Here is a 20,819-nt window from a genome sequence, read left to right on the forward strand (position 1 = left end):
GCCTACCGCTCGAACGTCCACCGCCGGTCGGTGAGCATGCGCGCGACGGCCAGCCCGATCGCCAGCGCCACGATGACGAGCCCGGCCTCGACGGCATAGGCGAGCGCCTGCGTCGTCGCACCGGTGTTGAACTCGTAGACCGCGCGGTACGCCGTGACGCCCGGGACCATGATCACCACGGCCGGCACCGAGACGGTGATGCGCGGCACGCGCAGCGCGGGCGCGAGCGTCGCGGCGAGGAGACCGACCAGGAGCGCCGCCCCTGCCGCCGCGGCCTGCGGCACCACGCCGCCGTCGACCAGGAAGAGCCGGCCGACGTTGGCGACGGTCCCGATCGCCGCCGCACCGAGCGCCATCGCCCAGGGGCTGTTGAACATCAGCGCGAAGCCGAGCACGCCGAGGAAGCTCGCGAGCGTGCGCAGGGCGACGAGCGCCGGCTCGTCGAGGCCCGGCGGCGGGACGGGGTCGGGAGCGAGCCCCGCGATCGCGGACACCCCCCACACGGCGAGGGCTGCGGACGCGAGGATCATCAACGCGTACGTCAGCCGGGCGACCCCTGCGGAGAAGTCGAGCTTCGCGAGGTCCAGGGCCCCGGTGACGAGCGCGAACCCCGGCACGAGGAACAGCACCGCGGAGACGTAGCCCGCCTCGTGGCTCCCGCTGACGCCGGCGAGGTCGGACAGACCGAGCACGAGGACGAGGTACGCGATGCTCGCCACCGCCGCGGCGAGCATCGTCACGCCGAACTGGTTGATCCCCCGGTGCAGCATCGCCCGGCGCACGAGCTGGCCGAGCGCCGCCGCGACGAGCACGGCACCGCACTCGACCGCTCCCCCGTTGTTGAGGAACGCGAACGCCGCGCACGCCACGCCCGCCCACGTCGCGTTGAGCAGGGCCCCGTAGAGCGGCGGCTTGCGCGCGATGCGGTCGAGCTCGGCGTCCACCGCGTCCAGGTCCGCTTCCGGTGGCAGCGCGGACGAGAACCGCTCGAGCTCGCTGAGCCTGTCGGCGTCGATCCCGACGGAGCGCACCTCCGTGAGCTCCGTGCGGAAGATCGGACCGCGGTACGACGTCGCCGTGATCTCCGTGAGCGTCACGTGCGCGGCGACCCGGTCGAGGCCGAGCGCCCGCCCGGCGCGCCACATGTGCGACTTCACGCGGTAGCTGCCCGTGCCCGCCGACAGCGCGAGCCTGCCGATGCGCAGCACGGTCCCCGACCGTCGGATGAGCTCGACCGGCTCGAGCGATGCCTCGTCGGAGGAGGGACCGGGGGGCTGGCGCGTCACTCAGCCATGATGGCGCACACGGCCGCGCGTGTCCCGTGCCGGGAGGTCGCGCAACCTGCAGCGGCTCCCGTGGGCGCGCGCGAGCGGACGACGTCCGGGCTCAGCCGCGCACGGTGACGTGGAGGTGGTCGAAGTGACCGCCCGTGACGTCCGCGGGGTCGTGCATGCCCCCGCCGCCGTACGGCCGCCACTCGGCCCCCCACCATCGCGACGACCAGATGCCGCCCTGCCAGATGACGTAGTCCACCCCGAGCACGTCGGCGTGGGTCTGCAACCAGGCCGTCATGGCCCACCCCTGCTCCAGGGCATCGCCGATCGCCGCCTCACCGAGAGCGTTGCCGTACGTCACGTCGCACGCCCGGCCGAGGGGGTGCTCGGAACGGGTCCCGGGCCGCGGCGACCAGCACGACCAGGAGGAGCCGGGGAACTCGGCCAGCGCGAGGTCCATCACCTGGGCCGTGCGCGCGGTGATCAGCCCGTCCGACGTCGGGTCGTCGAGCATCCGGTCCAGGTCGTCCACCGCCACCGTGTCGGGCCGCTCCGCGGCCAGCCCGGCCTCGATTCCCGCCACGCACTCGTCGTGGTCGCTCACCTCGCTGGGCCCGGGGACGACGTCAGCGGGGTGCAGGTCGGAGCACAGCTCGACGCTCGGGACGGACGACGGCGCCGCGCACCCCCCGAGCACCACCGCCGCGACGCACAGCGTGAGGACGGCACGACGCGCCGCCGGTGCGGCGTGCGCGCGGGGCGAGGGCACCGAGAGGCTGGAACCGGACGTGGTGGTGTTCATGGTCGTCGAGCGGAGGGCGAGGGATTCGAACCCCCGGTGCGTTGCCGCACAACGGTTTTCAAGACCGTCACATTAGGCCGCTCTGTCAGCCCTCCTCGGGCCTCGCGGGCCCGGCGTGCCATTCTGGCACGTCGTCCCCGTGCACGACGACGGCGGGTCGCCCTGTGGAGGGTGACCCGCCGTGGTCGGTGGTGATGCCGGGCGGAGCGTTCAGGCCGCGCCGCGGAGCTGCCGCATCGCGAGCTGGACCAGCGCGATGAGCGTCTGCTTGGTGGCGGCCCGCGACCGCGCGTCCGTGTAGAGCATCGGCACGTGGGCCGGGATCTGCAGCGCCTCGCGCACGTCCTCGAGCTTGTGCTTGGCCACGCCGTCGAAGCAGTTCACGCCCACGACGAACGGGATGTTGCGCGACTCGAAGTAGTCGATCGCCGGGAAGCACTGCTCGAGACGGTCGGTGTCGACGAGCACGACGGCACCGATCGCGCCGCGCACCAGGTCGTCCCACATGAAGAGGAAGCGGTCCTGGCCCGGCGTGCCGAACAGGTAGAGCCACAGGTTGCCGGGGAGCGACACACGGCCGAAGTCCATGGCGACCGTGGTCGTCGTCTTGCGGTCGGTGACGCCGCCCGCGTCGTCGACGCCCACCGAGTGCTCCGTCATGGCCGCCTCGGTGTTGAGAGGCTCCACGTCGGAGATCGAACCGATGAACGTCGTCTTGCCGACGGCGAAACCGCCCGCGACGACGATCTTCACGACCGTCGGCGCCGTGCGAGGCGCCGACGGCGCCGCACCCGCCTGGGCGGAGGCCATCGGCTGCGGTGCGGTGCGCGGCTGCTGCGGCGCTGGGGCCTGGGCGACGGGCACCTGGGCTGCCGGCACGTGCGCGGCCGGCGCCTGGGCCACGGGCTGGTGCGACGAGGTCGGTGCGACCGGTGCCACCGTCGGGCTGGGCGCGGGCTGCGCGGCCGGCGCGGACGCCTGACCCGGCACGCCGTGCTGCGCGGTCGCCGCGGCCTGGACGGGAGCCACCGACGCGGGAGCCACGGGCGAGCTCTGCGCGGGAGCGTTCTGCGCGGGGGCTGCAGGCGCCGTCGTCGACGACCCTCCCCCGGCGACGGGCGTCCACGACGGTCCGCTCGCCGCCCTCGCGCCACCGGGGACGGCGGAGATCACACCGGACGGCTGGCCGCCCTGAGGCGCGACGCCCGAGCCCTCAGAGGGTGGAAATGCCATTGAGAACACTCTCCAAGACGCTCAGGGACAGGCCCGAGTGGTTGCTTCCGTGACCCGTGTGCACGTTGAGCGGGGTCGACGTGTGCACGGTGATGTAGTTGTCCTCCTGCAGGTCCGCGACGAGCACCTTCGTCACGCCGAGGGGGAGCCGCAGCAGGGCTGAGAGCTCGGCGATCGAGACGTACGTGTGCGCGGCGTGCTGGAGGATCGAGCGCTTCTCCGGCGGCAGCCCGTAGCTGTTCACGGCGCCCGGCATGACCTCGACGAGCGCCTCGAGAGGCAGGTCCGACGTCGCCGAGCGCACACGACCGCCCGTCACGGCGTACGGACGCACCGTCGACGCCTCGTAGCCGTCGGAGTGGGCTCCGGCACGGCCGAAAGGTACGTTCGTCATCGATCAGACCTCATCCCACGGGGGCTCGGGTGGCACCGTCAACGGGGAGGCTCCCCCGCATCTCGGAGATCAGCTGCGGGGTCAGCGTAGCCTCCGTGCGCGAGACCAGGAGCGCCATCTCGTAGCCGATGAGCCCGATGTCGCACGTGGCCTCCGCGACGACCCCGAGAACGGACCCGTTCGACACGTTCATCAGGAACAGGAAGCCGTTGTCCATCTCGACGATGGCCTGCCGGACGTTGCCGCCGTTGAGCTGACGCGCGGCCCCGCGCGTCAGGCTCGACATGCCCGAGACGATGGCCGCGAGCTGGTCACCGCTCGTCCGGTCGAGCTGGTCCGACATCGCCATGAGCAGGCCGTCGGCCGACACCACGAGCGTGTGCCGGCTCCCCGGGACCGTTCGCACGAAGTTGTCGAGCAGCCACCCGAAATTCGTGGCCTCGGTGCTGAGCGCGTTCACACTTCCTCCTCGTCAGTTGCCGCAGCGGGCACGTGATCACCGCGCCTGCGGCGCTGAATCAGGGACATAATCCATGGTCTCCGGGGTCCACGTCGAGCCCGGCTCGTCCTGGCCCTCGACGCGGCCTCGTGCCGTGGCGGACTGGAAGGCCGACAGGCGGGCGCGCAGCTGCTCCGGGTCACGGTCGATGCGGGCCGTGAAGCGGTCCACGTAGCCCTCGCGGTTCTCGCCGCGCGAACGGCGGGTGAGGCCGGCCGGCGGGGCCGACTCCACCGTGAGGGGCTGGTACGTGCCGTCGTTCGGGTCCGCCAACGTCGCTTCCTGGAAGTCGGTGCTGCCCCGCAGCAGGGTGGACATCTCCTCGTACAGGACGGCCGAGGCCATCCAGTCGGAGCGCGCCTCGACCGAGTCGCTCACGTAGCCCGGCTCGAGCGGCTCGATCGCCTCGGGAACCTGGCGACGGACGAGCGGCGTCGGCGCACCGAACCCCGTGCCCGGCGCGGTCGCGACCGCGGGCCGGACCGGGTCGACCGGCGCGTACGAGTCCGTGCCGGCGACCCCGACCGGGGCGACGGTCTCCACGGCCCGAGGCGTCGCGGGCTCCGGCTGCGCGAAGACCGAGGCGCGGGCCACGGCGGGCGCAGGCTGGGGCCCCGTCACAGGAGCCGGTGCCGGTGCCGCGAACGGCGACGGTGCGGCGTCCGGCCCTGACGCGGACGACGGCGCCTGAGCCGCGAACGCCGAGGCACGGACCGGTGCCGGCGTCGGGACGTCGTCGACCAGCTCGGCGGGCGTGAGCGTCAGCGGTGCCGACGGAGCGGGCTCGGCCGGGACGGGCCCCGCAGGACGTGAGGCGAGGGCCGCCGCGGACGGACCGTCCGGGGCCACCGTCGCCCGCGGTGTGGCGGTCGTGCGCGGGCGGCGGCCGAAGAGCCCCCGCTTGCGCACCTGGCTCTCCCGCAGCGAACGTCGCGTCGGCAGGTCCGCCATGAGTTCCTCGAAGCGCGGCAACGCCTCGAAGGACAGCTCTGCCGGCACCTCCTGGTCGGCCTCGCCGTGCACGACGGGCACGTCGCTCACCGGGTCCGGGACACGTGCCGGCTCGGAGGCCGGCACCCGCTGCGCGAGCGGGGCACGAGCCACCGTCGCGTCGTCGACGGGTTCGCTCCAGCGCTCGGGTTCGGCGGGGACCGCGGGCACGACGCGCGTCGCGTCGGACGTGTCCGTGACCGGCGCCGTCGCCCGACCCGAGAGCGTCTCGTCGGACCAGGCCTGCTGGGGGGCCCACGGCTGCTCGGCCGGCGCCTGCGGCGCCCATGCCTCCTGCTGGACCACGGGCTCCTGCGGCGCCCACGGCGACTCGGCGACCGGCTCGCTCACGACGGCGTCCGCGGCGAGCGGGATGTCCGTCGCGGTGACCTCGGGTGCCGCCGGGAGGTCGACCGGGTTCTCCGTCGCAGCGCGCTCCCCGACCGGACGGAAGCTCGAGAAGAGCGCGCTGCGGGTGCTCACGTCGAGGACGGGGATCTCCTGCGAGACCGGCTCGACCGTCGGTGCCGCCTGGCGCGCGCGGCTCGGGAGGGCGTTGCCCGCGGGAGCGACCTCGGCGGGCGGGGTCCAGGCGTCCTCGCCCGCGGGCAGCTCGTCGGGCAGCGCGGGGGTCGCGAGCGGCGGCAGGACGATCGCCCCCGTCTGCGGACCGGACGCGAACGACGCGCTCGGCGCCGACGCCGCGGGGTCGACGGTGCGCGACCGACGACGCGGCATCCCGGTCTGGGTCGTGCCGTCGGTGAGGGCGGCGAGGTCGACGGGGACCGCGACGGGAGCCGCCTCGGGCTCGACGGCCGGGGTCGCGGACGTCACCGTCGGGGCGGCAGGAAGCTGCTGGACCTGCTGCGGCTGCTGCGGCGCGGGCGCCTCCACGGCCGGCACCACGCCGGTGGCGGCCAGCTGCTGGGCGGCGGCCTGCGTGCGCGTCTCCAGCGGGTCCGTCGGCTGCGGGAGCGGCACGTTGGAGTCGGGCACGAACAGCACACCCGGGAACGACACGGTGACCTCGGTCCCGTTGCCGTCGGACCCGGCGGCGAAGCGCACGCGCGCGCCCAGGCGGTCCGCGAGGCGGCCGACCACGAAGAGGCCGAGGCGCTGGGCGCCGACGACGTCGGACGCCGCGTGCGTCGCGACCTTGCGGTTCGCCTCGGCGACCTCCTCCGCGGTCATGCCGAGACCGTGGTCGCGCACCGTGATGTAGACGGAGTGCTCGTCGCGACCCGTCGTCACCTCGACCGGCGTGTGCGGCTCCGAGAACATCGTCGCGTTCTCGAGGAGCTCGGCGAGCAGGTGCGCGGCGTTGAGCGCGTTGTGCCCGAGCATGAGCGGGTCGACGACGAGGTTGAGCCGGACGCGGTCGTAGAGCTCGATCTCGGACGACGCCGTACGGATCACGTCGGACGCCGGCATGGGCTGACGCACGCGACGGCCGGAGTCGATGCCCGCGAGGACGAGGAGGGACTCCGCGTTGCGGCGCATCCGGGTCGCGAGGTGGTCGAGCCGGAACAGGTTCGACAGCGTCCCCGGGTCCTCCTCGGAGCGCTCGAGGTCGTCGAGGAACGCGAGCTGGCGGTTGAGGAGCACCTGGTCGCGACGGGCGACGTTGACGAACATCTCGGCGATGGAGCCACGCAGCGCGGCCTGCTCGCGCGCGACCTTGACGGTCGTCGAGTTCACGTCGTTGAACGCGGTCGCGAGCTGCCCGACCTCGTCCGTGGACTCCACGGTGATCGGCGTCAGGTCGATGCCCGGGCCCTGGCCGGGGACCGCGACCTGCTCGACGAGCTTCGGGAGCTGGTCACGGACGTCCTCGGCGGCGTCGGTCAGGCGGCGCAGCGGGTTGACGATCGCGCGGGCGATGAGGCCCGCGACGAGGATCGAGGCGACGACTGCGGCCAGCGTCGCGGCGATGGTCAGGATCGCGCGCGTGGTGGCGGCGGTCGCGAGCGCGGAGGCCTCGGTGATCGTCTCGGACCGCACCGCGTCACGCACGGGCGTGGTGTTCGCACGGTCCTCCGTGGACAACGTCTGCCACTCGCTCGCGGCGGTCGCGGTGACCGACGCCGGGCGGGAGCCCGCGACGTTGGCACGCAGCTGGTTGTAGACCGCGCCGGGCACGGGGAGCGCCTGGTCGAAGTCCGGCAGGAGGCGGATGGCCCGACGTGCCTCCTGGCTGAGCGTGTCACCCGTGGTCAGGAGGACCGCGGCCCGCTGGTTCGCGGTCTCGTTCTCCTGGCCTACCTGCGCCGCGGCGATCACGCTGCCCGCGACGGGGAGCTCGACGGCCTGCTGGGCGAGCAGGCGGTCCAGCACCACGTAGGCGTCGAGGTACTGCGCGAGACCACGCTGGGTCGAGGTGTCCGCGAGGCTGGCCGGCACGTCGAGCGCGTTGTTGATGAGTCCCGTGTACAGGGCCGTGCGCTGCTGCTCACCGAGGCTCGACCGGTCGATCCCGCGGCGGATCGACTCGAGCTCCTGCCGGTCGGCGATCGTCTGCTCGACCGCGTCCTGCACGCGGGTGTCCAGCGCCGAGAGGTTCAAGGCTTCGTAGGCCCGGTCACGGGTGTCGAGCGCGCGGTCGGTCTTCTCGCGCTGTGCGAGCATCTGCTCCTCGGCGCCCTCCGACCGGTAGGACTCGAGGATCGAGAGCGAGCGCTCGGCCGCGATCTCCGTCCCGGCGACGTCCTGCTTCTCGAGAGCGTCGACGAGCGCGCTCGTCTGGCTCGCCGTGCGTGCCGACGCGATCGCCTGACCGGAGATCACGGCCGCGGCGATGAACAGCACGAGGACCGGCACCGCGAGAGCCGCAAGGATCTTCCCGCGGACGCTCAACCTGCGGAGCATTCGAACCTGCCTCCATCACCCTGGTCAACCCGGATCGGCGCCCCCGACGCGTCCGTTGCGTCCCGTCTCCCCGGTCGTGCGTACTAACTATCGGTGCACTTCCCCCGGACGCCTAATCCGGACGCAAGCGCTCCCACGCCTGCTGTCGGCCCCCTCGCCCCGCGGCGGACCGGCGCCCCCGGCGGCCCACGCGTAGTCTCGACGTCGTGCGAGGCGTCACGATATCCGGCCCCGGCGGCCCTGCGAAACTAACGGTTTCCGAGCTCCCTGACCAGACCCCTGGGCCCGGGGAGCTCGTCCTGCACGTCGCTTCCGCTGGCGTGAACCGCGCTGACCTGCTACAACGCGCTGGATCCTACCCTCCGCCGCCCGGCGCACCGGACTGGCCGGGGCTCGAGGTCTCGGGCACCGTCGCCCTCCTCGGCGACGAGGTCAGCGGGTGGTCCGTCGGCGACCGGGCCGTCGCGCTGCTCGACGGCGGAGGCTACGCCGAGCAGGTCCGCGTCCGCGCGACGCAGGTCCTGCCGGTCCCGGCAGGGGTGGACCTCGTCGACGCCGCGGCGCTGCCCGAGGCGGCGTGCACCGTCTGGAGCAACCTCGTGGACGTCGGCCGGCTCGCCGCGGGCGAGTGGCTCCTCGTGCACGGTGGGTCGGGCGGCGTCGGGACGATCGCGGTGCAGGTCGGGGCCGCGCTCGGGGCACAGGTCGCCGTCACCGCCGGCGGGCGTGAGCGCGCGGACCGGTGCCTGGCGCTCGGGGCGAGCCTCGCCGTCGACCACCGCGAGGAGGACTTCGTCGCGGCGGTGCGCGAGGCGTCCTCTGGACGCGGCGCGGACGTCGTGCTCGACGTCGTGGGTGCCGCCTACCTCGACCGCAACCTCGAGGCCCTGGCGACCAACGGTCGGCTCGTCGTCATCGGCATGCAGAAGGGAGCCCGTGCCGAGCTCGACCTGGGCCGGCTCCTCGCCCGCCGCGCCACGGTCGCGGGCACGACGCTGCGCTCGCGTCCCGCGCACGAGAAGGCGCGCATCGTCCACGACGTCCTCACGCACGTCTGGCCGATGGTCGAGGACGGGCGGGTCCGACCGGTCGTCCACGCGCGCGTCCCCCTCGCCGAGGCGGCCCGGGCGCACGAGCTCCTCGAGTCCGGCGACGTGTTCGGCAAGGTCCTGCTCGTCCCGTAGCCCCTGCTCGCCCGGGTCCCGGATCTCGGGCGCCGGCCCTGGGACCGCTCCCGCGGGCGGGCCGCACCGCGTGGCCTGTGCGCGCGTGGGCGGGGCACGCAAGACTGTCCCCATGGCTGACGAGACGCGCGAACCCCGCCCCGACGAGCCCGTCCAGACCCCGGAGACCGACGACGGACCCGACCGCGTCACGGTCGTCACGCCGGACGGCGTCGGGGTGAGCGTCGTCGAGAGCGACGACTCGACGGACGCCGACCGCAACCCGGCGACCGTGATCGAGGAGCCGGCGAAGGTCATGCGCATCGGCGGCATGATCAAGAAGCTGCTCGACGAGGTGCGCGACGCGCCGCTCGACGAGGCCGCGCGCTCGCGCCTCGCGGAGATCCACGAGCGGTCGCTGACCGAGCTCGAGGAAGGCCTGTCGCCCGACCTCGTCGAGGAGCTGCACCGCATCACGCTGCCGTTCTCGGACGACTCCGTCCCCACGGACGCGGAGCTGCGCGTCGCCCAGGCCCAGCTCGTCGGGTGGCTCGAAGGGCTCTTCCACGGCATCCAGACGGCGCTCGTCGCCCAGCAGATGGCGGCGCAGTCGCAGCTCTCCCAGATGCGACGCGCCCTGCCGCCCGGGGCGATGCCCATGGGCCCGGGCGGTCCCGGCGTGCCGGGGCAGCAGGGTGGCCACGATCCGCACGACGGTCGCCCGTCGCCTGGCCAGTACCTCTAGGGCGTCCGGCGCGCCGTCATCGCGATCGCGCCGGAGACGAGCAGCAGGCCGACGAGCTCCGGCGCCGTGGGGATCTGCCGCAGGACGACGGCGCCGATCACGGCGGCGGTCGCCGGCAGCAGTGCGAGGAGCACCGAGAACGTCGCGGCGCTGACCCGCCGGAGGATGACCTGCTCGAGCGCGTACGGCACCACCGACGAGAACAGCGCGATGCCGACCACGGCGAGCGCGTACCGCCAGTCGGTCAGCACGGGGAGGGCCGAGGACGCGAGGAACGGCGCGAACACGAGCGCGCCGAGCGTCATGGCGACCGACAGCGACGTCACGCCCGACCCGGCGACCGCCACCCGCCGGCCCAGGACGATGTACGCGGCCCAGCACGCTGCCGCGACGCCGATCGCCGCGAGCCCGACGACGACGTCCTCGCGCGGCAGCCCCGACTCGACGGTGACGCCCGCGAGGAGCACGACGCCGAGCGCCGCGACCCCGATGGCGCCTCGCTCGCGCCAGCCCCGCCCCGTGACCGCCGCGACGGCGACGGGGCCGCAGAACTCGATCGCGACCGCCGTCCCGAGCGGCAGGTGGTCGACCGCGACGTAGAACGCGAGGTTCATCGTCGCGAGGGCGACGCCGAAGACCGCGACCCACGCGACGTCGTGCCGGGTCCACCGGCTGCGCCACGGACGCCGCCAGACGAGCAGGAGCGCGGCGGACGCCGCGATGCGCAACCACCCGACCTCGACGGCCCCCGCGACGGCGAACAGCCCGACGGCGATCGCCGCGCCGAGGTACTGCGTCAGGCCGGAGACGACGAAGAGGGCGGGCACGGGCACCCGCCCGAGCGCGGAGGCAGGACGGACGGGCACCCGTCGACTCTAGGCGTCCGCCCGGCCCGCACCGGTCCGGCGCGGGCGGGTGCCGCGCGCCGGACCGGACGGTCAGCCCTTGACCGACCCCGCGAGGAGGCCGCGGACGAAGTATCGCTGGAGCGCGACGAACACGACGAGCGGCACGATGATCGAGATGAACGCGCCGGCCGTGAGGATGTGCCAGTCCCCGCCGCGCGAGCCCGCCATCTCGGCGATGCGGACCGTCAGCGGGTAGGACTCGGTGTTCGCGAACGTCAGGCCGACGAGCAGGTCGTTCCAGACCCACAGGAACTGGAAGATCGCGAACGACGCGATGGCCGGGACGAGGAGCGGCAGGAGCACCTGGAAGAAGATCTTCACGTGCCCCGCACCGTCGACCCGGGCGGCCTCGACGAGGGAGCGCGGGATGTCCTTCATGAAGTTGTGCAGCAGGAAGATCGCGAGCGGGAGCGCGAAGATCGAGTGGGAGAGCCACACGGTCCAGAAGGTGCCGTTCAGCCCGACGTTCACGTAGTCGCGCAGCAGGGGGACGAGCGCCACCTGGAGCGGGACGACCTGCAGGGCGAAGATCGCGACGAAGAGGATCTCGCGCCCCCGGAAGTCGATCCACGCGAACGCGTAGGCGGCGAGCAGCGCGATGGTGATCGGGATGAACACGGCCGGCAGGGTGATGACGAACGAGTTGACGAAGTACGTCGACAGCGAGGACCCGCTGCCGTAGAGGGCCTGGTCGTAGTTGTCGAGCGTGAACTCGGCGTTCCCCGTGAAGACGGTCCACCACCCGCTGCGGCGGATGTCCAGCTCGGGGCGGAACGACGTCACGAGGAGGCCGATCGACGGGACCGTCCACAGGATGGCGATGAGGATCGCGATGAACGACGCCCAGGGCGAGCTGAGCTTGCCCTTCGCCGCGATGGCACGCTTCTCGAGCCGGCTGATCTTGCGCGGTGCCCGCGGGCCCTCGAGCTCGGCCTCGGTGGTGAGGTCCGTCGTGGAGGCGACCGGGGGGATCGGGGTGCTGGTCATCGGATCTCCTCGGCGAGACGCATCTGACGGACGTTGTACACGATGATCGGGACGACGAGGATGAAGAGGATCACCGCGAGCGCCGAGCTCAGGCCCTGGTTGTTCTGGCGGAACGCCTGCGTGTAGAACTCGTTCGCGACGACCTGCGTGCCGAACTGGCCGCCGGTCATCGTGCGGACGATGTCGAAGATCTTGAGCGTCGCCATCGCGATCGTCGTGAGGACCACGACGAGGGCCGGCCGGACGCTCGGGATCGTGATGTAGCGGAACATCCCCCAGCCCTTGAGGCCGTCGAGGCGGGCCGCCTCGACGATGTCGTCAGGGATGGCCTTGATGGCCGCCGAGAGCACCGTCATGGCGAAACCGGTCTGGATCCAGATCATGACGACGATGAGGAAGAACGTGTTCCACGGCTGACCGATGAGGAACTGCTGCGGCTGACCGCCGAGCCAGACGATGACCTGGTTGAGCAGACCGATCTGCTGGACACCGGGCTGGTCCGGGCGGAACTCGTAGACGAAGCCCCAGATGATCGACGCGCCGACCATGGAGATCGCCATGGGGAGGAACACGAGAGCCTTCGCGAACTTCTCGAACCGCGTCCTGTCGACGAGCACGGCGTAGACGACGCCGATGAGCGTCGAGAGGAGCGGCACGACGACGACCCAGATCGCGGTGTTCCGCAGGACGAGCTGGAACTGGTCCGTCGTGAACGCGGTGACGTAGTTGTCGAGGCCGACGAACTCGTTGCCCCGGCGGTCGAACAGCGAGTTCCACACCGTGATGATGGCGGGCCTCACCAGACCCCAGGCCAGGCCGATCACGGCCGGCCCGACGAACGCGAGGACGACGACCCAGCGGGGTACCCGCTTGGGCCGGTCCACCGCCAGCAGGATCGCGCCCATGACGACGACGAACAGCACGATCGCCAGGAACATCAGGCCGAACTTCTCCACGGGAGAGCTCGGGTCGGTCAACCAGTCCATGGTGGCCTCCGGTCTGCTCGCCCACGGCTCTGAGGGTCGAGCACGGTCAACGGGTGGAGCCGGTGCGGGGGGTCCGCCGGTCTCGGCGGACCCCCCGTCCGGTCATGCTCGCGGCGCGCGAGGCGTCGTCAGGACGAGGCCGGCCAGGACGCCTCGATCGTGTCGACGACCTCCTGCGTGTCGGCCCCGGTGAACCAGTTGACCATCCCGGTCCAGAACGTCCCGGCGCCCACCTCGCCCGGCATGAGGTCCGAGCCGTCGAAGCGGATGACCGCGTCGGGGTCGGCGAGGATCTCCGCGGACAGCTTGTCGAAGTCCGTGGCGAGGTTCTCCGGGTCGAGGCCGTTGTTCGCGCTGACCCAGCCACCCATGGGGGTCGTGGTCGCCTTGGTGTTCGCCCAGTCCGCCGAGGACAGGTAGGTCTGGAAGGCCTGGACCTCGGGGCGGTCGTCGAAGGCCGCGACGAACTCGCCGCCGCCGAGGACCGGCTTGATGTCGGTCTGGTCGGTCGGCAGGTAGAAGGCGTAGACGTCGCCGTCCTCGGCGACCTCCGTGCCCTCGGGCCACTGCGTCTGGTAGAAGTTCGCGGCGCGGTGCAGCCAGCAGGTGCCGTCGAGGATCGGGTAGCCCGCGTCGGTCCACGTCGTGGTCGCGATGGAGTCCACGCCGCCCAGGCCCGCGTTGACCATCGCCGGGTCCTTGAGGATCTCGCCCGCGGTGTCGAACGCCTCGACGATCTGCGGGTCGTTGAACGGGATCTCGTGGGTGACCCACTGGTCGTAGACCTCGGGCCCCGCCGTGCGCAGCACGACGTCCTCGATCCAGTCCGTGGCGGGCCAGCCGGTGGCGTCACCGGACTCGACGCCCGCGCACCACGGCATGGCGCCGTCCTCGACGATCTGGTCGCTGAGGTCCATCATCTCGGTCCACGTGGTGGGGACCTCGTAGCCGGCGTCCTCGAACATCGAGGGCGAGTACCAGACGTAGGACTTGACGTTCGAGCCGAGCGGCGCGGAGTAGAACGTGCCGTCGACGGTCCCGTACTCCTTCCACGACTCGCTGAAGAACTCGTCGACGTTCGCGACGGTTCCCTCCGGAGCAGCGACGATCTCCCCGGGGAAGTCGTTGACGATCGTGTTGAGCAGGCCCGGCTGCGGCAGGTACGCGATGTCCGGGGCGTTGCCGGCCTGGATGCGGACGAGCAGCTGCGCCTCGAACTCGCGCGAGCCCTCGTAGTTCACCGTGACGCCCGTGCACTCCTCGAACGGGTCGTAGGACGCCTCCTGCGTCTCCTGCTCGGGCTCCACGATCGAGGTGTAAACCGACACCTCGGTGCCCTCCAGGTCGCCGAACTCCTCGTAGGGCGCGCAGTCGATCTCGGCCGCCTCGGCTTCGCCCTCGCCGCCGCCGTCTCCCCCGTCGCCGCCACCGCCGCACGCGGCGAGGACGAGCGCGAGGCTCGCCCCGCCCGCCGCCACGGCCATCGCGCGCCGGCGCCCGGCGCGGGACATCGTGCTCCTGGTCATGTCAAGCCTCCACCTCGTCGTGAGTGCTGACGCAGCTCGCGCCGACCGGTCCGGTCTGGCGCGTCGCGACGTCGCGAGCGCGGGTGCGCTCTCGCCCGAGATCCATGCAAGCGTTTACATCGCCGTTCTGCAAGCACAGGGCGGCGGCCTTTGGGTAACGATTCCGTCACGGGAGCGGCGGAGGCGTCGACGGCACGGCCCTGCGGTGGCCACGCTCCCACACCCCGCGGGGAGGTGCGCGCCGGAGCGCGCCGTCAGGACGCGTGGGGCGGAGGACCGGACCGCGGCTGCGCTGTCGAGCCCCGCCGGACGAGCTCCGTCGGGTAGGTGAGGCTCGCGGGCACCGGCGCGCCGTTGATCATCTCGAGCAGGAGCGTCGCCGCGTCGGCGCCCTGCTGGTAGGCGTCCTGGGCGATCGTCGTCAGGCCCGCCACCTCTCCCAGGTCGTGGCCGTCGACCCCGATGACCGAGAGGTCCTCGGGCACCCGCAGGCCCAGGTCGCGCGCTGCGAGCAGCGCGCCCATCGCCATCTCGTCCGAGGCGGCGAAGATGCCCGTGACGTCCGGTCGACGACGCAGCAGGTCCGCCGTCGACGCGCGACCGCCCTGCACGTCGAAGTCGCCGTTCACCTCGAGGTCCGGGTCGTGCACGACCCCCGCCTCCCGGAGCGCCCGCGCGTAGCCCTGCGACCGCTCGGACGGAGGCGACCACGACGACACCAGGTCGGGGGTCCCCGTCACGTGCCCGACGACGCGGTGACCCAGGTCGAGCAGGTGCCGGGTCGCGGCGTGGCCCGTGGCGACGTCGTCGAGCCGCACCGTCACCTGGTCCACCGGACCGGACCCGACGAAGGCGAGCGGGCGGTCGAGACCCACGAGCGCGAGCACCTCGTCGTCGTCGAGCGGCAGGCCCACGACGAGCGTGCCGTCCACCCGGTGCCGCAGGACGCTGGGGTCGACACGGCGCCGCTCCTCGTCCCGGCGCACGACGAAGGTGTGCAGCAGCACGTCGTAGCCGACGTCGCGCAGCGCGCGCTCGGCCCCCTCGATGACGTTCGCGAAGAACCAGCGGCTCACCCACGGCGTGAGCAGGCCGATCGTCCGCGTGCGCCCGGTCGCGAGCGACGACGCCGACGGCGTGGGGACGTAGCCGAGCCGAGCCGCCTCCGCGTGGACCCGCCGACGGGTCGACTCCGACACGTTCGGCAGGCCGCGCAGGGCGCGCGAGACCGTCGCCGTGGACACCCCGGCGGCCCTCGCGACGTCGTCGATGCCAGCCACGAGGGCTGATTCTCCCCCGTGCGGGCACGGCTCGCGACATCCGCGCGGACGGGCCGGGTCCGGGCCGCACCCGCACCGCGTCCCCACCGCCCCCGGACGCGCCGGGCGCCCTGGCAGATATCGTGGACCGCGGTCGTGCACCCACGACCCCACCCTGCCCCGGAAGGACACCGATGATCGAGCTGAGGACGCCGCGCGAGATCGAGCAGATGCGACCCGCCGGACGGTTCGTCGCCGACGTCCTCACCACCGTCCGCGCCGCGGCGAAGGTCGGGACGAACCTGCTCGAGCTCGACGAGGTCGCGCACCGCATGATCCGCGAGCGCGGCGCCGAGTCGTGCTACATCGACTACCACCCGTCGTTCGGCGCGAGCCCGTTCGGGAAGGTGCTGTGCACCTCCGTCAACGACGCCGTGCTGCACGGGCTCCCCCACGACTACGCGCTGCGCGACGGCGACCTGCTGAGCATCGACTTCGCCGCCTCGGTCGACGGCTGGGTGTCGGACTCGGCGGTCTCGTTCGTCGTCGGGACGCCGCGCGCCGGGGCGCTCGGCGAGGCGGACGCGAAGCTCGTCCAGACGACGGAGCGCGCGCTCGAGGCCGGGATCGCGGCCGCGCAGGTGGGCAAGAAGGTCGGCGACATCTCCGCGGCGATCGCGGACGTCGCGCACGCGGCCGGGTACTCGGTGAACACCGACTTCGGCGGGCACGGCGTCGGGCGCACGATGCACGGCGAGCCGCACATCCCGAACGACGGGCGCCGCAAGCGCGGGTTCCCGCTCAAGCCGGGCCTGGTCGTCGCGATCGAGCCGTGGTTCCTCGAGACGACCGACGAGATCTACACCGACCCCGACGGCTGGACCCTGCGCTCGGCCGACGGCTCGCGCGGCGCGCACAGCGAGCACACCGTCGCGATCACCCCGGACGGCCCGATCATCCTCACCGCACGCGAGCCGCGCGACTGACTCGAAGCAGTACTGCAGGCGGCTGAAGCAGTACCGCAGCTCGGCGAAGTAGTACCGCAGTTCGGCGAAGTAGTACAACGGTCCGCGAGGTGGCACCCGGGTGGGCCGAAGTAGTACCGCGGTCTACCGAGGGGATGTACCGGGGAGGACCGCGGTACTACCTCGCGGACAGCGGTACTACCTCGCGCTCCGGGCGCCCGTCGGCCGTCGGCCGTCGGCCGTCGGCCGTCGGGACCTGTGTCGTTCACGCTCCGAGCTGCTTGCGGAAGAACGTCGCGGACGCCTCGTAGCCGAGCGCGGTGTAGAAGTCCGCGGCCCGGCGCGTCGCGAGCGACACGTAGGCGGCCCCGGACCCGGACGCCCACTCCTCGGCTGCGCCGAGCAGGAGCCGGCCGACCCCGCGGCGTCGGGCTGCGGCGTCGACCACGACCTCCCCGACCCACACCACCGGGGCGTTGGCGTAGAGCGTCCCGTGGCGGTGCGCCACGAGGTAGCCGACGACGGCGTCGCCCGCCTCCGCCACCACCACGCACGCGTCGGGCGCGGCGAGCAGGGCGGGGAACGACGCGTCGAAGGCTGCGCGCTCCGGGACGTACGACGTCGCGAGCTCCTGGACGAGCGGCCAGACCGCCGCGGCGTCGTCGGGCCGGGCACCTCGGACCCGGACGGCCGTCGCGTCGGCGCCCGTCGGCTCGGCTGCGGCTGGGTCGGCTGCGGCGTCCACGAGCGCCGACGATACCGGCCGAGGGAGTACCGCTGTCGCAACCCGCGTACTACCTCGCGCAACCCGCGTACTACCTCGCGCGACCGGGGTACTACCTCGCGGTCAGGGGAGGAGGGTGCGCAGGAGCTGGACGGCGCCGTCGTCGGCGATCGACCCGGTCACCTCGTCGGCGGCCGCCTGCACGACGTCGTCCGCATGGCCCATGGCGACGCCGCGCGCCGCCCAGCGCAGCATGTCGACGTCGTTGCGGCCGTCACCGATCGCGACCGTGCGGTGCGGCTGGACGTGCAGCGCCCGCCGCACCTGCTCCAGCGCGGTCGCCTTCGTGACGCCGAGGGGGGCGAGGTCCATCCACGCGGTCCAGCCGACGGCGTAGGTGACGTCCTCGAGGCCGAGCCGCTCGACGAGCTCGTGGAAGTCCTCGCTCGTGGACTCCGGCGCGCGCACGACGACGCGCGTCACCTCCCCCGACCACAGCTCGTCGAAGTCGACGACGCGGTGCACCCCGTCGAGCTCCCCGTCGGGGAAGAGCTCGTTCATGCGGAACCCGACACCGATGTCCTCGACCGCGTACCGGGCGTTCGGCAGGTGCTCGCGCAGGAGACGCAGCGCCGGCCCGGGGTCGAACGTCACGACGTCCTGCAGGACGTACCCCTCGGCCTGCTCGGGGTCGAGCCGCGCCGTCACCGACCCGTTCGACGCGACGAGCCAGCCGCTGTCGATCCCGAGGACCTCCGCGACGGGCGTCATGGCGACGAGGGACCGCCCCGACGCGAGGACCACGTGGTGACCCGCGGCGCGCAGGTCCGCGACGACGTCGCGCACGTCGTCCGACATCTCCTGGTCGTACGACATGAGCGTGCCGTCGACGTCGAGCGCGACGAGCAGGGCGTCCCCGTCCGCCATGCTCAGCGGACCGGCTCGAGGACCTCGAGGCCGCCGAGGTAGGGCCGCAGCCCCTCGGGCACGCGGACCGAGCCGTCGGCCTGCTGGTGGTTCTCGAGGATCGCCACGATCCAGCGCGTCGTGCCGAGCGTGCCGTTGAGCGTCGCGACGGTCCGCGTCTCCGTCCGGCCGTCGACCTCGACGCGCTCGCGCACGCCGAGGCGGCGGGCCTGGAACGTGGTGCAGTTCGACGTCGACGTGAGCTCGAGATAGCGGTTCTGCGTGGGCAGCCACGCCTCGCAGTCGAACTTCCGCGCGGCGCTCGACCCGAGGTCCCCGGCGGCGGTGTCGATGACGCGGTAGGGCAGCTCGGCCTTGCGCAGCATCTCCTCCTCCCAGCCGAGGAGGCGCTGGTGCTCGGCCTCGGCGTCGGCCGGGTCGCACCACGAGAACATCTCGACCTTGTGGAACTGGTGCACGCGGATGATGCCGCGCGTGTCCTTGCCGTACGAGCCGGCCTCGCGGCGGTAGCACGCGCTCCAGCCGGCGTAGCGCAGCGGTCCGTCCGACAGGTCGACGATCTCGTTCGCGTGGTAGCCCGCGAGGGCGACCTCGCTCGTGCCGACGAGGTAGAGGTCGTCGGCCTCGAGCCGGTAGACCTCGTCCGCGTGCGCGCCGAGGAACCCGGTGCCCTGCATGACCTCGGGCCGCACGAGGGTCGGCGTGATGACGGGCGTGAACCCCGCCGCGATCGCCTGGTCCATCGCCGCGTTGAGCAGCGCGAGCTCGAGCCGCGCCCCGACGCCGGTGAGGTAGTAGAACCGCGCGCCCGACACCTTGGCGCCGCGCTCGGTGTCGATCGCGCGCAGGCCCTCGCCGATGTCGAGGTGGTCGCGCGGCGTGAAGCCCTCCGCCGCGAAGTCGCGGATCGTGCCCTCCTCGCGCAGCACGACGTAGTCGTCCTCGCCTCCGGGAGGGGCACCCGCGATGACGTTCGAGATGCGGTACTGCAGGCCGCGGAGCTCCTCGGCCGCGGCGTCGGCGTCGGCCTGGCGGGCCTTGACGTCCTGGGCGAGCTGCTTGGTGCGCGTGAGCAGCGCCGTCTTCTCCTCGCCCTGCGCCTGGGCGACCTGCTTCCCGAGGGACTTCTGCTCCGCACGCAGCTGCTCGAACTCGGTGAGCGACGCGCGGTGGCGCGCGTCGGCGTCGAGGGCGGAGTCGACGAGCGCGGGGTCGTCACCACGGGCGACCTGGCTGGCTCGGACGAGGTCGGGGTTGTCGCGCAGGAGGCGGAGGTCGATCACCCGTGCAGCCTAACGAACGCGGAGGCCCGCGGGCCGGAGGTTCCCCGACCGGACCGGCCCGGGGCTGCGTCGAGAGGCCGGGGACTACGGTGGCGCCCATGAGATGGGAGCTGTGGCTGGCGTTCGCCGCCCTCGCGGTCGCGCTGGTCGCGCTCGTGCTCGTGCTGTCGCTGCGTGCGCAGCAGGAGCGCCAGCGCCGCGCCGTGGAGCGCGCGGCGGGCGGCGCGCCCGACGCCGAGGGGCCGGAGGACGACCCGCGCGAGCTCGTCGCGTTCGTCGCCAACCCGTCGAAGCCCGGCGTCCCCGCCCTCGAGGCCACGGTGCGCGCCACCTTCGCGGAGGCCGCGCTCCCCGCCCCGCTCTGGCTCGAGACGACGATCGAGGACCCGGGCGTCGGTCAGACGCGCGCGGCGCTCGCCAGGGGCGCGGACGTCGTCGTCGCGGTGGGCGGCGACGGGACGGTGCGTGCGGTCGCCGAGGCGATGGTCGGCAGCGGACGCCCGATGGGCCTGGTCCCCGTCGGCACGGGCAACCTCCTCGCGCGCAACCTCGACCTCCCGGTCGGCGACGCGCGTGCCGCGCTGCGGGTCGTCATCGCCGGCGCCGACCGCCCGGTGGACGTCGGGTGGGCGCGCGTCCTGCGCTGGGCGGAGAAGCCCGGCGAGGTCCCGGGCGACGAGGACCGCGTCCCCCCGGTCACGCCCCCGGACGGCCCGGGCGGCAAGGAGCACATCTTCCTCGTCATCGCCGGGCTCGGGTTCGACGCCGCGATGGTCGCCGACGCGGACGACGTCCTCAAGGCGAAGGTCGGCTGGATGGCGTACTTCGTCGCGGGGATCCGCCACCTGCACGGTCGCCGCATGCGTGCCACCATCCAGCTCGACGACCGGCCGCCGGTGGACGCGCGCCTGCGCTCGCTCATGATCGGCAACTGCGGGCGGCTGCCCGGAGGCATCACGCTCCTGCCCGACGCCGTCATCGACGACGGCGTGCTCGACGTCGCGGCGGTCGACACGCGCGGCGGGATCGTGGGGTGGGCCCAGCTGTTCGGCGAGGTCGTCATGCAGGGCTTCGGCGTGCGCAACGAGCTGCCCGCGAAGATCGGCCGGATCGACCACACCCGGGCCCGCCGGGTACGCGTCCGCGTCGAGGGCGGCGAGCAGGCGCAGGTCGACGGCGACGTGCTCGGCCAGGCGCTCGAGCTCGAGTGCCGGGTCGACCCCGGGGCGCTCGTGGTGCGCACCGCCTGAGCCGGACCCCGTGGAGGGGGCGTGAGCGTTCCGGTCGGA

18 protein-coding genes and 1 tRNA gene are annotated in these 20,819 nt (G+C 73.1%); 4 read left to right on the forward strand and 15 right to left on the reverse strand.

Annotated elements, in window-relative coordinates:
- Nucleotides 1-2 precede the first annotated feature (2 nt).
- The 7 genes from ACZCLJ_RS10980 to ACZCLJ_RS11010 form a co-directional block, all read right to left on the reverse strand.
- On the reverse strand, nt 3-1,286 hold the full coding sequence (locus tag ACZCLJ_RS10980) for a threonine/serine exporter family protein (RefSeq protein ID WP_463103699.1): 1,284 nt from the start codon (nt 1,284-1,286) through the stop codon (nt 3-5).
- Nucleotides 1,287-1,386: 100 nt separating this feature from the next.
- A complete protein-coding gene (locus tag ACZCLJ_RS10985; RefSeq protein WP_463103700.1) occupies nt 1,387-2,076 on the reverse strand; it encodes a hypothetical protein in 690 nt (229 codons plus the stop codon).
- A gap of 10 nt (nt 2,077-2,086) precedes the next feature.
- A tRNA-Ser gene (locus ACZCLJ_RS10990) sits at nt 2,087-2,171 on the reverse strand.
- 115 nt (nt 2,172-2,286) lie between these two features.
- Nucleotides 2,287-2,886: a GTP-binding protein gene (locus ACZCLJ_RS10995; protein WP_251152294.1), complete on the reverse strand. Its 600-nt coding sequence runs from the start codon at nt 2,884-2,886 to the stop codon at nt 2,287-2,289.
- A 403-nt stretch (nt 2,887-3,289) separates the two neighbouring features.
- Nucleotides 3,290-3,703 (reverse strand): DUF742 domain-containing protein, encoded by a 414-nt coding sequence (locus ACZCLJ_RS11000; RefSeq protein ID WP_251152230.1) that lies wholly within the window; start codon nt 3,701-3,703, stop codon nt 3,290-3,292.
- A 10-nt stretch (nt 3,704-3,713) separates the two neighbouring features.
- On the reverse strand, nt 3,714-4,163 hold the full coding sequence (locus tag ACZCLJ_RS11005) for a roadblock/LC7 domain-containing protein (RefSeq protein ID WP_251152229.1): 450 nt from the start codon (nt 4,161-4,163) through the stop codon (nt 3,714-3,716).
- Nucleotides 4,164-4,199: 36 nt separating this feature from the next.
- Nucleotides 4,200-8,045 (reverse strand): sensor histidine kinase, encoded by a 3,846-nt coding sequence (locus tag ACZCLJ_RS11010; protein WP_463103701.1) that lies wholly within the window; start codon nt 8,043-8,045, stop codon nt 4,200-4,202.
- Nucleotides 8,046-8,263: 218 nt separating this feature from the next.
- Between ACZCLJ_RS11010 and ACZCLJ_RS11015 the strand changes: the two genes are divergently transcribed.
- Both ACZCLJ_RS11015 and ACZCLJ_RS11020 read left to right on the forward strand, forming a co-directional pair.
- Complete coding sequence (locus tag ACZCLJ_RS11015) at nt 8,264-9,241, forward strand: NAD(P)H-quinone oxidoreductase (protein WP_463103702.1); 978 nt, start codon at nt 8,264-8,266, stop codon at nt 9,239-9,241.
- A gap of 112 nt (nt 9,242-9,353) precedes the next feature.
- Entirely contained in the window at nt 9,354-9,965 is a 612-nt protein-coding gene (locus tag ACZCLJ_RS11020) for a bacterial proteasome activator family protein (RefSeq protein ID WP_251152226.1), read from the forward strand.
- Here ACZCLJ_RS11020 and ACZCLJ_RS11025 read toward each other — a convergent pair.
- From ACZCLJ_RS11025 to ACZCLJ_RS11045, 5 genes are all read right to left on the reverse strand, one after another.
- Entirely contained in the window at nt 9,962-10,831 is an 870-nt protein-coding gene (locus ACZCLJ_RS11025) for an EamA family transporter (RefSeq protein WP_463103703.1), read from the reverse strand. The genes ACZCLJ_RS11020 and ACZCLJ_RS11025 overlap by 4 nt on opposite strands.
- Before the next feature lie 72 nt (nt 10,832-10,903).
- A complete protein-coding gene (locus ACZCLJ_RS11030; RefSeq protein WP_463103704.1) occupies nt 10,904-11,860 on the reverse strand; it encodes a carbohydrate ABC transporter permease in 957 nt (318 codons plus the stop codon).
- Nucleotides 11,857-12,846, reverse strand: a complete 990-nt coding sequence (locus ACZCLJ_RS11035) for a carbohydrate ABC transporter permease (RefSeq protein ID WP_251152224.1) — start codon at nt 12,844-12,846, stop codon at nt 11,857-11,859. Before ACZCLJ_RS11035 ends, ACZCLJ_RS11030 begins: the two co-directional genes overlap by 4 nt.
- Nucleotides 12,847-12,974: 128 nt before the next feature.
- Nucleotides 12,975-14,372: an ABC transporter substrate-binding protein gene (locus tag ACZCLJ_RS11040; protein ID WP_463103705.1), complete on the reverse strand. Its 1,398-nt coding sequence runs from the start codon at nt 14,370-14,372 to the stop codon at nt 12,975-12,977.
- A 254-nt stretch (nt 14,373-14,626) separates the two neighbouring features.
- Nucleotides 14,627-15,652 (reverse strand): LacI family DNA-binding transcriptional regulator, encoded by a 1,026-nt coding sequence (locus ACZCLJ_RS11045; RefSeq protein WP_463103706.1) that lies wholly within the window; start codon nt 15,650-15,652, stop codon nt 14,627-14,629.
- Between the two features lie 173 nt (nt 15,653-15,825).
- Between ACZCLJ_RS11045 and map the strand changes: the two genes are divergently transcribed.
- A complete protein-coding gene (gene map, locus ACZCLJ_RS11050; protein ID WP_251152221.1) occupies nt 15,826-16,617 on the forward strand; it encodes a type I methionyl aminopeptidase in 792 nt (263 codons plus the stop codon).
- A 244-nt stretch (nt 16,618-16,861) separates the two neighbouring features.
- On the opposite strand, the gene ACZCLJ_RS11055 is transcribed toward map, so the two are convergent.
- From ACZCLJ_RS11055 to serS, 3 genes are all read right to left on the reverse strand, one after another.
- Nucleotides 16,862-17,341 (reverse strand): GNAT family N-acetyltransferase, encoded by a 480-nt coding sequence (locus ACZCLJ_RS11055; RefSeq protein ID WP_463103707.1) that lies wholly within the window; start codon nt 17,339-17,341, stop codon nt 16,862-16,864.
- Between the two features lie 102 nt (nt 17,342-17,443).
- Complete coding sequence (locus ACZCLJ_RS11060; RefSeq protein ID WP_251152219.1) at nt 17,444-18,247, reverse strand: HAD family hydrolase; 804 nt, start codon at nt 18,245-18,247, stop codon at nt 17,444-17,446.
- A gap of 2 nt (nt 18,248-18,249) precedes the next feature.
- Nucleotides 18,250-19,530, reverse strand: a complete 1,281-nt coding sequence (gene serS / locus ACZCLJ_RS11065; protein WP_251152218.1) for a serine--tRNA ligase — start codon at nt 19,528-19,530, stop codon at nt 18,250-18,252.
- Nucleotides 19,531-19,628: 98 nt separating this feature from the next.
- Here serS and ACZCLJ_RS11070 point away from each other — a divergent pair, with 98 nt between their 5' ends.
- The gene (locus ACZCLJ_RS11070; RefSeq protein WP_463103708.1) at nt 19,629-20,780 is read left to right on the forward strand and encodes a diacylglycerol/lipid kinase family protein; all 1,152 of its coding nucleotides are present in this window, start codon (nt 19,629-19,631) and stop codon (nt 20,778-20,780) included.
- Nucleotides 20,781-20,819 lie beyond the last annotated feature (39 nt).

This window comes from Cellulosimicrobium sp. So1_17 (genome assembly GCF_055181235.1).

Bases quoted from the DNA above. Each gene is read 5' to 3' on its own strand.
- ACZCLJ_RS11020 (WP_251152226.1), top strand. From the start codon at position 9,354: ATGGCTGACGAGACGCGCGAACCCCGCCCCGACGAGCCCGTCCAGACC.
- ACZCLJ_RS11035 (WP_251152224.1), bottom strand. From the start codon at position 12,846: ATGGACTGGTTGACCGACCCGAGCTCTCCCGTGGAGAAGTTCGGCCTG.
- ACZCLJ_RS11060 (WP_251152219.1), bottom strand. From the start codon at position 18,247: ATGGCGGACGGGGACGCCCTGCTCGTCGCGCTCGACGTCGACGGCACG.
- map (WP_251152221.1), top strand. From the start codon at position 15,826: ATGATCGAGCTGAGGACGCCGCGCGAGATCGAGCAGATGCGACCCGCC.
- ACZCLJ_RS11070 (WP_463103708.1), top strand. From the start codon at position 19,629: ATGAGATGGGAGCTGTGGCTGGCGTTCGCCGCCCTCGCGGTCGCGCTG.
- ACZCLJ_RS11030 (WP_463103704.1), bottom strand. From the start codon at position 11,860: ATGACCAGCACCCCGATCCCCCCGGTCGCCTCCACGACGGACCTCACC.
- ACZCLJ_RS10995 (WP_251152294.1), bottom strand. From the start codon at position 2,886: ATGGCCTCCGCCCAGGCGGGTGCGGCGCCGTCGGCGCCTCGCACGGCG.
- ACZCLJ_RS10985 (WP_463103700.1), bottom strand. From the start codon at position 2,076: ATGAACACCACCACGTCCGGTTCCAGCCTCTCGGTGCCCTCGCCCCGC.
- ACZCLJ_RS11040 (WP_463103705.1), bottom strand. From the start codon at position 14,372: ATGACCAGGAGCACGATGTCCCGCGCCGGGCGCCGGCGCGCGATGGCC.
- ACZCLJ_RS11000 (WP_251152230.1), bottom strand. From the start codon at position 3,703: ATGACGAACGTACCTTTCGGCCGTGCCGGAGCCCACTCCGACGGCTAC.